We start from the raw sequence: 12,848 nt of genomic DNA on the forward strand, positions 1-12,848 counted from the left end.
TCAAGAGGTGCTATCAAAGCACAGTAGCTATGGCTTGTGCCTTCCTATGGCTACCCATGTGAAACGGGAACAGCCCCAAGGTTTTTGCAGGCTTGATACCCGCGATAAGAAACTGCTGACAAAAGAGTTGACCATCCATTGCCATGACAAGTGAAACCCTGGCGCCAAGTCGCGCCACAGACATTCGACAGTTGCGATCCCATTTTGAACAACACAAGTGGTCCCTGCGCAAACTTTTCTCCACCGACCCACAGCGCGCTGCGCACTTTAGCCTGGAAGCTGCCGGGATCTACCTGGACTACAGTAAAAACCATCTGCGCGGGGATACCCTGCAACTCCTGTTGGATTACGCCGAAGGCCGGAATTTAAGCGATCAAATCGCCGCGCTGCTCAATGGAGCCACTGTCAACAATACCGAGCATCGTCCGGCCCTGCACACCGCACTGCGTTTCCAGGGGCAAGCGCAAACCGAACACGAGCACGCCGTGGAGGATTGCCGCACACAGATGCAACAGTTCTCCGAGAGCATCCATCAGCAAACCTGGCTGGGTTTTAGCGGCAAGCCCATTCGCCATATTGTCAATATCGGCATCGGCGGCTCCGATCTCGGCCCACGCATGGTGGTGGAGGCGCTGCACCCCTGGCACAAAGCGCATATCCAGGTACATTTTGTGGCGAATATTGACGGTGCCGATCTGGGCGACACCCTCAAGGACCTGAAGCCACAAGAAACCCTGTTTATTGTGGCCTCAAAGTCTTTCTCCACCTTGGAAACCCGCGAGAATGCCCTGTCCGCGCGCCGCTGGGTTCTGGCCGCTGGCTGCACCGAAAAGCAACTCGCCCAGCACTTTGTTGCAGTGAGCAGCAATGTCGTCGCAGCTCAGGATTTCGGCATCGCTCCCGAGAACATCTTTCCCATGTGGAGCTGGGTAGGCGGGCGCTATTCGCTCTGGTCTGCGATCGGACTGCCGATCGTCTTGGCCTGCGGTTACGGGGTCTTCGCCCAGTTACTGCAGGGCGCGCACGCAATGGACCAGCACTTTGCCACCACGCCACTAAAGCACAATCTGCCGGTGGTCATGGCACTTATCCAGTTCTGGTATCGCCAGTGCTGGAACACTGGCAGCCAGGTGGTGCTTCCCTATGCACAGCGACTGGCCAGGTTCCCCGCCTGGCTGCAGCAACTGGACATGGAAAGCCTGGGCAAAAGTGTGGATAGAAACGGGCGGGCTCTGGACTACCCCAGCGGGAGCGTTATCTGGGGCACAGAGGGCAGCAACGGTCAGCACTCCTTCCACCAGTTGCTGCACCAGGGTACCGATCTGATCCCCGCAGATTTTATTGCCATCAAGGCACCAACCTCGAAATTGCACGAACAGCACCGCTGGCTACTGGCTTGTTGTATCAGCCAAAGCCAGGCCCTGTTGCAGGGGAAATCCCTGCACCAGGCCCGCCAGGAACTGGAGGATGCCGGTTATACCCACCGTGAGGCCCACGCCCTTGCGCCCCACAAGGTAATTCCGGGCAACCGCCCCAGCAACACCCTGATTCTGGAAAAGCTGGACCCGCACCACCTGGGGGCCCTGTTGGCGCTTTACGAACACAAGGTCTATGTGAGCGGCTGCCTGCTGGGTATCAATCCCTTTGACCAATGGGGGGTGGAACTGGGCAAACAACTGAGCTCAAACATCCACAGGGCCGCCGGTGGCACAGTGCCGGAGGACTGGGACAGTTCGACCCGCAGCCTGTTGGAAAAGCTGTTGTAAGCGTTTTTATCGGCTCGGAAGATACAAAAAAAGCCGTATGCTGAATACGGCTTTTTTGATCCAACCTTTGATGCCCCGGACTGCCCATTACGTTTTGGCCTGGGGCTTTGGGGCCAATGACTCCCTGGGTTAAAGTTGCATGTTTAGCGCACTAATTGCTGGGCTCCCTACCGCGTTTCAGCAGCGGTTCAATCAGATCCAGCGGCAATGGGAACACCAGTGTGGAACTGTTGTTCGCCCCGGCAATATCGATCATGGTCTGCATATAGCGCAGGGTAATGGCATTGGCATTCTTTGACAGCTGATCGGCCGCTTCCGTGAGTTTCAGCGCGGCCTGGGCCTCCCCTTCCGCATGGATTACCTTGGCCCGCCGCGCGCGCTCGGCCTCCGCCTGCTGAGCTATCGCGCGCACCATGCTTTCATCGAGATCAATATGCTTGATCTCCACATTGGTGACCTTGACCCCCCAGGCATCTGTCTGCTCATCCAGGATATTTTGTACATCCACATTGAGCTTGTCCCGTTCGGACAACATTTCATCCAGTTCGTGTTTACCCAGCACCGAGCGCAGGGTTGTCTGGGACAGCTGGCTTACCGCTTCGTGATAGTACTCCACATTGATGATGGCAGACTGCGGGTTGATCACCCGATAGTAAACCACCGCATTCACTTTTACCGAGACGTTATCGCGACTGATCACATCCTGGGTGGGCACATCCATGACCACAGTGCGCAAATCCACCCGTTCCATGGTCTGGATAATGGGGATAATAATGATCAGACCCGGCCCCTTGACCGTTTGGAAACGACCGAGAAAAAACACCACTGCCCGTTCATACTCGCGCAAAATACGAATGGCATACATCAATAGCAGTACCACTGCCAATGCCAGCAGCCCAACAAAATAGCTGACCATTTTATATCTCCCTATGTTTTCTCATCGAATTCTTTGTACACAAAAGGACGGGGCCGCAACTGTGCAACCGTCTATCAAACCGGCGCCCCACCAACTATCCGATTGCCAATCTTGTAGGAGGGCATACCCTCCGGATTTTAACGACAAAAAATTTCCTAACCCGCTTCCACAGTCAGCAATAAACCGTGCTGGGCGATAACACGCACCTGCTGCCCCGGCTTCAGGGTATCTTCACTCTTTGCCCGCCAAATTTCTCCATCCAGATGCACGAGTATTTCCGATGGCAGCACATCACTGACAACGGCTGTGCGCCCAACCAATGCCTGATCCACGGGAACCCGCGGTGTGCGCAGACTCCTGCGCACCGCCATTAAAAAAGTCAACAGAAAGAGTCCACTCACGCCGGCAATGGCACCGATCAGCTTACGGGACACCTGCATACCCGGTACATCGGTGTCGATTAACATGACAGAACCAATCACCAACGCAATAACCCCACCTATACCCAGGGCGCCAAAACTCGGCATAAAGAGCTCCGCCACGATCAGCAGAGCCCCGACAATAATCAATGCCAGGCCGGCGTAGTTCACCGGCAAAACCTGCAGGGCGTAAAATGCCAACAACAAGCAGATGACCCCGACAATGCCCGGCACAAAGGCACCGGGACTGTAGCCCTCAAAAATCAGGCCATAGATGCCGATCAACAGCAGGATATAGGCCACCTGTGGATTGGTAATCAGCGCCAGCAACTCGTTGCGCCAGTCCGGCTCGTAGTTTTCAATGGGCAGCTCGGCCACTTCAGGGGAGATCGTCTCCTCTCCGGCATCGAGTAGTACTGTTCGCCCCGCAATCTGCTGCAACAAATCCTGGTCGTTCTTGGCCACAATATCGATCACATGCATTTCCAGTGCCTCAGGGGCAGTCAGGGTCGCCGCCTCGCGCACCGCTTTCTCCGCCCAGTCGGCGTTGCGCCCGTGGCGCTGCGCCAACCCCCGGATAAAGGCGACGGAATCATTGATCACCTTGCGTTCCATGGCAGTACCGGCGAGCGGCTTCTCTCCCTTGTCACCCTCACTGTCTTTGTCGCTATCCCGCTCCTTTTCTTTCTCCTGTTGCTTTTCAGTCTCTCCGGGTTTCCCCCCCGGAGTGGGTGTTCCCGGAGGCCCACCAATCTGTACCGGCGTTGCAGCCCCCAGGGTTGTGGCCGGGGCCATCGCCGCGATTTGACTGGCATAGAGAATATAGGTACCGGCGCTGGCGGCGCGCGCGCCGGAGGGGTACACATAGATGGCGACCGGGATTGGAGAGGAGAGGATATGCTGGATAATATCGCGGGATGCGGCATCCAGGCCGCCGGGCGTATCGATATGCACAAGAATAAGTTGCGCGCCACGCGCCTGTGCCTCCTCCGTCGCACGTGTAAAGTAATCGGTGGTGGCGGGGCCGATAGCGCCGTCGATGGACATAAGGGCAATATGGGGAAAAGGCTCTTCCTGAGCGGCACTTCCCGCAACCAATAGGGCCAGACACAGCGCCAGGGTGGCGACACTGCGCAAAAGTACCGCAGGCGAAATCTGATGCAACATGCAGCTTTCCCTGATGCGATTGTGAAGGCGACGCGGCCGCAACAGGCAACGCCGGCACGGAAGGGCTGCGCTTTGCCCCCCTGCCACAACAGAGGCCAAAATCCGTTTAAGTTAAGCCCATGTCATCAGATTAACAGAAATAAACGATAGAATCCGGAAACAAATCCGGTTACGGCAATACCGGGTTGCGGCGGCTGTGCCAGCGCACTTCGTGGGCGTATTGGTGTACCTTGCCCTCCACCCCCAGAAGCAATGCAAACAGCGCCATGCGCACCAACAGGCCGTTATCCGTCTGACGAAAAATGGCCAGGCTCGGATGCTCGTTCAGATCGGTATCCAACTCATTCGCCTCGGCGCGGGAATCCCGCGGCAGGGGGTGCATAATGACCGTGTTGGGCTGCGCGAAGCGGGTGAAAATTTCCCGGTTCAGGCGGAAGCGGCCGCGGTAGAGGTTGGCCTCTGCCTGAGAGGCGAAGCGCTCCTCCTGAATACGGGTGGAATAAACGATATTCACATCCGCAATGGAAGTCTCCAACTGGTCTGTCACCGTCACCCGATGGCCTGCAGCATGCAATTTTTCCACCACCGCTTCCGGCATCGCCAGCTCCGGCGGCGACACCAGCACCACCCGCACCTTGCCAAACAGACACAACAGCTTGCACAGGGAGTGCACGGTGCGGCCGTGCTTGAGATCGCCGATCATGGCGATTCGGAAATCGTCCAGGGTGCGGGTCTGTGCAGCCAGCTCTTTGCGGATGGTATAGAGATCCAGCAGTGCCTGGGTCGGGTGCTCATTGGCACCGTCGCCACCGTTGACCACCGGCACGCGGCTCGCAGCGGCAAACTCCGCCACAGAGCCCGCTTGCGGATGGCGCATGCAGATCACATCGCTATAACCGGACAGCACCCGCGCCGTATCGTACAGGGATTCCCCCTTGGCCATGGCACTGGCGGTAATGCCCACGGTTTCACGCACGGTACCGCCGAGCAGGTTAAAGGCAGCGCCGAAGCTGAGCCGGGTGCGGGTGCTCGGCTCCATAAACATATTGCCGAGGATTGCCCCCTCCAATACCCGGGTCACTTTCTCGCGGCGGGCGTAAGGGGTCATGGCGTCGGCCACATCGAACACGCGCTCTATATCGGCACGCTCGAACTGGCTGACGGAGAGAATATTGGCTCCGATAAAGTCCATGATGACTCCGAGGGTTGCTTCTTGTGGGCGCCAAATTGTCGCGAACGGGATTTTACTCAGGCACCGCCACAGAGCCCAGCCCGGGAATAGTCTCTGGCGGAAATCAAACCCTTCAAGCCAACAGGTTATCGCCCCAATTCTCCAATTCAGCAATCAGGGCGGCCCGCTCCGGATGCTGCATACGCAATTCGCTGAGTTGGCGGAAGTAGGTTTCCAGCGTAATGGAGGCCCCCGCGGTGGGATCGGTCAGGCGCTGGAAGCACCATATCTGCCAGCGCTGCTGCTCCTGATCGGATAAGGTTTCCGGGAAGTTGCGCGCACGCATGCGGAACAACAATTCCGGCAGGCGCTTGTCGCTGAAGGACACCTCACCGGTCAGTGCCGCCGGCCCGCGCTCGGCCAGACCGCGGTGCAGCTCGCGGCACAGATCCCGGTCGGCATCGCTGAGGAAACCACTGTAGAGAGCCGCCTCGACATCCCGCTGGGGAAAATCCCGATCGAGATACACCTTGTGCAGTTTTTCTGTGAGATCGACATTACGCAGCTTCTGCCAGTTGGCCTCACAAACGGAGCGGTCAATGCCCAACTCGGCGGCACGCTTGTCACCGAGCATGTTCGCCGGGGCCACAACCGGGCACTTGTTCAGGTGAATCAGCTTGAGTCCCACCGGCAGCTCGCCCTCACCGAGCTGGTCGCGGGCGGTGTAGAGCCGTTCCCGCAGCGCATCCGCGTCCAGGTTAAACAGCGGCTCCGGGTCCATGGCCAGGTTGGCGGCGATAATGGCATTGCGATTCACCGGATGACTGGCCAGCGGCATAACATACGTCAAATGGCCATGGCGGGCGGAGACCTTGCCGGAGATATGCAGCAGCGGGCGGCGCTCGCGCCTATCAATCACCTTGCTCACCGCCTGCTTGCGGCGCAGGCGGAAGACATAATCATACAGTTTGGGCTGCTGTTTGCGCACCAGCCGCGCCAAATCAATAGTAGCGTGGACATCCGACAGGGCATCGTGGGCGCCCTCGTGGGCAATACCATTGGCAACTGTCAGCTCCTGCAGGCGAAAAGACGGCGCGCCGTCTTCGCGGTTGGGCCATTGGATGCCCTCCGGGCGCAGGGCATAGGTAAGGCGCACCATATCGATAATATCCCAGCGATTGTTGCCGGAGCGCCACTCGCGCTCATAGGGATCGAGCAGATTGCGATACAGCGTGTAGCGGGTGACTTCGTCGTCAAAACGCAAGCTGTTGTAACCCACCCCGCAAGTGCCGGGGGCGCCCAGTTCGGCGAGAACCTGCTGGATAAATTCTATTTCCGGCACACCTTTGGCCAGCGCGCTCTGGGGGCTGATGCCGGTGACCAGGCTGGCCGCGGGCTGCGGCAGGCAGTCCACCGCAGGGCGGCAGTACAGCATCAACGGCTCACCGACAATATTCAGTGCTTCGTCGGTCCTGATGCCAGCAAACTGCGCCGGCTTGTCCACACTTGGGTCTGTGCCCCAGGTTTCGTAATCGTGCCAATAAAGGGTGCTTGAACTCACGCTACCTCCATCATTTGGCGGCATCATACCATCCACTGCCACAGCATCTGGACACCTGTGTCGAGAATTGGACAATAGATAACCCCCATACCCCGCAAGCATTGGTTGCAAAGCCGCCAGCGCCGATTAAAATTCGGCGTTTCCCCAAATTAAGGCAGCGCCTCCCCCTATGAATATTCGCCAACACCTCTCCGATCATTTCCAAGCCGCCATGCGCGCCGCCGGTATCCCCGCAGACTGTGGTCCGGTCGTGGCACCTGCGAAGAAAGCCGGATTTGGCGATTACCAGGCCAACGGTGCTATGGCCGCCGCCAAGCGTATGCGCACCAACCCGCGCGAGCTGGCCAGCAAGATTCTGGAGCAGCTGGACAAGGGGGAGATGATTGAGAAGGTGGAGATCGCCGGTCCCGGCTTTATGAATATTCACCTGAGCGAGCAGTGGCTGAGCCAACAGTTGCTGACTGCCAGAGGGGATAAGCGCCTGAATATTGTTTCAGTTGAAACGCCGAAGACCGTGGTCATCGACTACTCCCACCCCAATCTGGCCAAAGAAATGCATGTGGGCCACCTGCGCACCACCATTATCGGCGATGCCCTGGCCCGTCTACTGGAATTCCAGGGCCATAAGGTGATTCGACAGAACCATATGGGCGATTGGGGCACCCAATTCGGCATGTTGCTGGAGCATCTGTCCGACAAACTGGCCGATAGCAATGCGGAAGTGGCGCTGGCCGACCTGGAAGTTTTCTACCGCGAAGCCAAGGTGCGCTTTGACGACGAGGAAGGCTTTGCTGATCGCGCACGCGAATATGTAGTGAAGTTGCAAGGCGGCGACGAGCAGAGCCTAAAGCTGTGGAAACAGTTTATCACTATCTCCATCACCCACTGCGAAGAGATTTACTCCAAGCTGAATGTCACCCTTAAGCAGAAAGACGTTTACGCAGAAAGCCGGTACAACGACGATCTGCCGGTACTGGTTAAAGAACTGGTGGATAACGGCATCGCTGTGAAAGATCAGGGCGCCATTGTGGTATTCCTGGAAGAGATGGCCGATAAAGAGGGCAATCCCAGCCCGATGATTATCCAGAAGAAAGGTGGTGGTTACCTGTACGCCACCACCGACCTGGCCGCCATCCGCTACCGCGCCAACCAGCTCAAGGCCGATCGCATGCTCTACGTGGTGGATGCGCGTCAGTCCCTGCACTTGCAGCAAGCCTTTGTCGCCTCGCGCAAAGCGGGCTTCCTGCCAGAATCCGTTACCCTGGAACACTGCGCCTTCGGCACCATGATGGGCAGCGACGGCAAGCCGTTTAAAACCCGTACCGGCGGTACGGTAAAACTGGCAGCCCTGCTGGATGAGGCGGTGAAGCGTGCGGAAAAGCTGGTGGCCGAGAAAAACCCGCAGTTGGATACAAGCACCTGCGCCGAGATCGCCCGCAAGGTGGGCATTGGCGCGGTGAAATACGCCGACCTGAGCAAGACCCGCACCAACGACTACCTCTTCAACTGGGAATCCATGCTCAGCTTCGAGGGCAACACCGCTCCATATCTGCAGTACGCTTATACCCGCGTGCGCAGTATTTTCCGCAAAGCCGGTATTGAGCCGGACGAACTAGAGGGCGAAATCCTGCTGGAAGCACCAGAAGAGCGCGCCCTGGGCATCAAACTGAATCAATTTGGTGAAGTGCTGGACCAAGTGGCCAAAGACACCTTCCCGCACGTGCTGTGTACCTACCTGTACGAACTGGCCAGTACCTATATGCGCTTCTACGAAGCCTGCCCGGTACTGAAAGAAGGCGTGAGCGAAAAATACCGGCAAAGCCGCCTGCAGTTATGTGCACTGGTAGCCCGCACCATCGCTACCGGCCTTGACCTGCTTGGTATTGAAGTGATGGAGCAGATGTAATTGCATCTGCCAGGCTCCAGTGCCAAAAGCGTATTGCCGGGCAGGTGATTAATCGATCCTTCATCGACTAAGGGGTACTCATTTACTACCGGGCTAATAGGTGAAAATCAACAACTTTGGCATATGGCGTGTATCGAGAAGCAATGGCATAAAAATTACACTATCAATTTTTTTCCGGTATGCCGACAATACTTATCAGCTCTTGCAAATTTTTAACAACGTGGTCGGGATTTTTCATGAATGGATACAGTGGCTTACCTGGACGGGCCACAAAAACCGTTTGCAGGCCCACATTCTTTGCCCCCATCAAATCCCAGGCGTGTGCCGCCACCATCATGGCCTCTGCGGGCTGCACACCAAGGTCCTTCAGTACCAGCCGATACGTATCGGGATGGGGCTTGTACTTCCGTATGGCTTCCACACTGTAGCTTTTGTCAAAAAAATCACTCAGTCCGGCATGCTTGAGCTGCTTTTCCACCCCCTTGAAGGAAGAGTTTGTCAGGCTGACGATCTTGTAGTCCCCCTTTGACAAAGTCGCCAAGCCAGGCGCAACATCCGCATGGGGTGGCAGTGAGCCCAGCGGCGTGACGATGGCATTTTTGGCTTGTACATAGGTGAGCTTAATGCCGTGTGTTTCAGCGACCATCATCAGTGCGGCAGTACCGATTTCACCAAAGTCATGATATGTATCACTGAGGGTTTCCACGAGTGAATAATGCAGCATGGTTGTAAACCACAGCGGCAACAGATCTTCGCGTTCCCCTAAAATTTTAGCAACAGATCGCCCGACAGGCTCGAGATCCAAAAGCGTTTCATTAACATCAAAAATAATCACTTTTGGCTTGGTTTTAACACCGGCTGCAAGAGATTGAGCGGGAATTACATAGGCTGCCATAGAAAAAATCACCAACAACATTGTGCAATAGAAATTCCGGTTCACCACGAGGCACCTCCGGCATCATTTGAAAATTTTCACAGGTATTGACAACTTTGAATCATAGCTTTGTTTCCTCAACACTTATTGTTTAATTCTGATATATTATCGATTATTCAAAAACATCGCTGAATGTGATAGCGCAGTGGAACCATGCATCACAAGATTGGCATTACCATCTGCCGATATCGATCTACGCAAAGGCGGCAGGCATGCCACCCCCATAGAGGCGCTTGACAGTTCCATTGGCTTTGATTTCTCCGGTAGGGATGAAGAAGCGAACACAGCCAACACCGTGACACTAAGAATAAGGCCCGGCCGGTAAAAGCGACAAATTTACCCACTGCATCCACAGCCTTTTGATTTTTACTGGCGTTTCGAAACTCTCTCGTTTTTGGATGCATGATCATCTTTTCTATTGATTATTCACTCGGCGGCTAACCAGTTCCTTTTACTGCTTATTTAATCGAGCGATGCACGAAGCAGGATGCCACACGCGAGGACTTCTTGTGTAATATCTTCATGCAAGAAAGAGTCCTGCTTTTCAACTTCTCCTTAATATCCATTCGGACATCATATAGGATGATATAGATGTTGGATCAATAGTGATTGAACGTGGAATAAATTCTGAAACAGTGATCATAAAGTTACGGGCCTCAGCTTACCGAATAGTTGAAGGAGTTCACCTTACAAGCACCAGCGGAGCCGCACGCTTAACGTGTTTGGCTCGCAACAAGTTGCTCGTATCTGTGGCGGAGGTTAAGTGTAAGCATCACGGAGAATTCATTGAGAGTAAAAACATGATCAATGTTTAACGTGTCGGCTGTTCGAGCGTGGTAGTAAGCCAAAAAGAGCTGTACTCTGCTTTATATCACCAACAGCGGTTCATGAAAACACGCCGTCCGAAGTGTGATTTCACTCGGATATCCCATATCGAACAGGCCCCGAATGGCCTGGGAGCAGTTTGCTGATGCCTTGATGCACCGCAAATGGCTATGTGGCCAATGGGAAACGCAACTTGCTGTCGCCTAAAGCTTCAGCTTGATTGAATTCTTTGTAAAAAGCGCATACCGTAGGTCTGCTATCCTAGCGCCCAACCGCTTCACCGGCGCAGCCAAAGAATAATAAACAGATAAACCATACCGCAACGATCATTATTCATCCCGCGAGCGCTCTGTAACCCCAACGCTCGCAGGTAATCCATACACAAATAAACGAACAAAGAAGGACCGCATCATGACCGCGTAAATGAGAGAAAAACGCCACCCCCCGGTGAGGACACACCGAGGAATGGCTAACCCCAATAGATAACTTAGACTATCTAGCGAGGCTGTCTTGAATGATACGCCATACACTCGTTCGTCTTCAATAAAGGTCTTTTTGAAGGCGAGCTTTTCGAGTCACTTTCGCCCCTGGCGGCGGAGTGTGCTGTGGCGTTGCGTGATGATTGGTGTGGTCTTTTACTTCAGCCGCGCACCGCCTGTCTGGCTGCGCCCCCTTTCTGCAATTTTCCCTTTTCTTTTCCCCACAAGGATCGCATCTGCGGCGAGAGAAACCACGCAAAGCGATATGCTTTTTCTGCACCTTTCCGCCACAGGTGACTCAAGGAGCCTATAAAGATGCCTATATTACCCTGTCGATTGTTTCAGTCGTTGCACCTGGGTGGGTATTTTATCATCACGCCGGTCGCCATCAGAGATAAGGTTGTGGACCTGCACATTGCGCCCGGCAAGGGTAACCGGGTGATGCGGGCCGTGCGTTTACTGCAACTGCTGGAAGAAGCCTGGGCGCTGGAGGAGGACCCAACCGATCAGCCCCCAGCCACCCTCAGGCCATTCAAGCAGCGACCCAATAAAAAGACATAGCGCTGAGCGGGCACCTCGAAAGCTGTAGCAGCCCCAAGCAGCACCGCAAACGCTTACCTTCTTGTACGCTCCCTGGGGAGGTAAGCGCAGCCGAGACGCCAAGCCAGTGCTCTTCTGCTCCGCACTGGTACCGCCTCAGATGCGCAAGGCTCGACCACTGCAGCCGGCGCTGCCGCAGCTGTACCGGAAAGGTGTGTCAATAGGCATGGAAGAGAACGTCCTGGCGATACGCCTATCTGAATAGTGGCACCGTTTTACAGGCAATGTGACCAGATACGAGCCGGAATTTCGATCACCGTGACCATTATTTTTGAGAGGCAGTTAGATTTTCCTAAGAATTGAATAAATCCAATGGGTTACATTCATAGGCGATTTTTGGAATACTGGTTGCAGTGATCATTATTCCAGATGGCTCGATAGTACTAAATTGTCGTATCAGATGGATTTACAGTAATTTTTCAATAGTTTGGCGTGAAAAGAATCCAGAAATACTGCTCAAGGAAACACTGGTATGGTGATCAGTATACAGATATTAAGTCTCTGTGAGACTCTTCATTTCCGCCATACAATTATTGTAAGGGGCATTCTTACCAAGTAAAATCCAACATATAAAACGGCAGTAATTTCATTATTAAAGAAGGACTTTATAATGAGTGAAATTCTGCTCTGTAATCAATCATTAAACCCTCAAAATCTTAAAAATCAATGCGGTATCAGTAATGATCAAATATCAGCCTTTAGTTGTACAGAGCCAAAAATGGCAGCCGCCAATACCCCCTATATCATTAATAGTGATAATTCCAGTACCAGCCGAAGCATCCTTAGTCAACTTTCTCCTGCACCTATAGCCAAGGAACTGACTTATCTCTCCTTGTCCTATGGTGGAGATAATGTAGTGGCATTAGCTGAAATCAGCGCAAAGCTCAAAGATTACAATATTGGCCTTATGGGGGCTTCAACGAGTGTTTATGCCAACCGTATTGGTGGTTTCGCTGGCTCCGTTAAAGATTACCAAGCAGCATTGTGTAGTGGTCTACTAATCCCGGACACCAATTTAGGTGGTAAACCGGATTAATCGCCTGGAACGGGAGAAAGGGATACTAAAAAAGGCTACCGCTCTCTTGATGTCCGACGAGATGAATC

General features: G+C 54.4%; 9 protein-coding genes. 4 read left to right on the top strand and 5 right to left on the bottom strand.

What is annotated here, in order from left to right; all coding sequences use genetic code 11:
• Nucleotides 1-143 precede the first annotated feature (143 nt).
• Entirely contained in the window at nucleotides 144-1,766 is a 1,623-nt protein-coding gene (gene pgi, locus Q1A48_RS19065; protein WP_299948108.1) for a glucose-6-phosphate isomerase, read from the top strand.
• 151 nt (nucleotides 1,767-1,917) lie between these two features.
• Here pgi and Q1A48_RS19070 read toward each other — a convergent pair whose 3' ends face one another.
• From Q1A48_RS19070 to sbcB, 4 genes are all read right to left on the bottom strand, one after another.
• Entirely contained in the window at nucleotides 1,918-2,682 is a 765-nt protein-coding gene (locus Q1A48_RS19070) for a slipin family protein (protein WP_299948110.1), read from the bottom strand.
• A 155-nt stretch (nucleotides 2,683-2,837) separates the two neighbouring features.
• Nucleotides 2,838-4,268, bottom strand: a complete 1,431-nt coding sequence (locus Q1A48_RS19075) for a nodulation protein NfeD (protein ID WP_299948112.1) — start codon at nucleotides 4,266-4,268, stop codon at nucleotides 2,838-2,840.
• A 169-nt stretch (nucleotides 4,269-4,437) separates the two neighbouring features.
• Entirely contained in the window at nucleotides 4,438-5,460 is a 1,023-nt protein-coding gene (locus tag Q1A48_RS19080) for an aspartate carbamoyltransferase (RefSeq protein ID WP_299948114.1), read from the bottom strand.
• Nucleotides 5,461-5,572: 112 nt separating this feature from the next.
• A complete protein-coding gene (gene sbcB / locus Q1A48_RS19085; RefSeq protein WP_366523448.1) occupies nucleotides 5,573-7,000 on the bottom strand; it encodes an exodeoxyribonuclease I in 1,428 nt (475 codons plus the stop codon).
• Nucleotides 7,001-7,169: 169 nt separating this feature from the next.
• On the opposite strand from sbcB, the gene argS reads away from it, so the two are divergent.
• Nucleotides 7,170-8,906 carry an arginine--tRNA ligase gene (gene argS, locus Q1A48_RS19090; RefSeq protein WP_299948116.1) on the top strand — a complete coding sequence of 579 codons (1,737 nt, stop codon included), beginning with the start codon at nucleotides 7,170-7,172 and terminating at the stop codon, nucleotides 8,904-8,906.
• A gap of 163 nt (nucleotides 8,907-9,069) precedes the next feature.
• Here argS and Q1A48_RS19095 read toward each other — a convergent pair whose 3' ends face one another.
• Nucleotides 9,070-9,801, bottom strand: coding sequence for a haloacid dehalogenase type II (locus Q1A48_RS19095; RefSeq protein ID WP_299948118.1), 732 nt, complete (start codon nucleotides 9,799-9,801; stop codon nucleotides 9,070-9,072).
• A 1,658-nt stretch (nucleotides 9,802-11,459) separates the two neighbouring features.
• On the opposite strand from Q1A48_RS19095, the gene Q1A48_RS19100 reads away from it, so the two are divergent.
• Both Q1A48_RS19100 and Q1A48_RS19105 read left to right on the top strand, forming a co-directional pair.
• A complete protein-coding gene (locus Q1A48_RS19100; protein WP_299948120.1) occupies nucleotides 11,460-11,705 on the top strand; it encodes a hypothetical protein in 246 nt (81 codons plus the stop codon).
• A gap of 649 nt (nucleotides 11,706-12,354) precedes the next feature.
• Nucleotides 12,355-12,780: a hypothetical protein gene (locus Q1A48_RS19105; RefSeq protein WP_299948122.1), complete on the top strand. Its 426-nt coding sequence runs from the start codon at nucleotides 12,355-12,357 to the stop codon at nucleotides 12,778-12,780.
• Nucleotides 12,781-12,848 lie beyond the last annotated feature (68 nt).

The sequence above is a fragment of the uncultured Microbulbifer sp. genome (assembly GCF_947489355.1).
In the GTDB taxonomy this organism is placed as follows: domain Bacteria; phylum Pseudomonadota; class Gammaproteobacteria; order Pseudomonadales; family Cellvibrionaceae; genus Microbulbifer.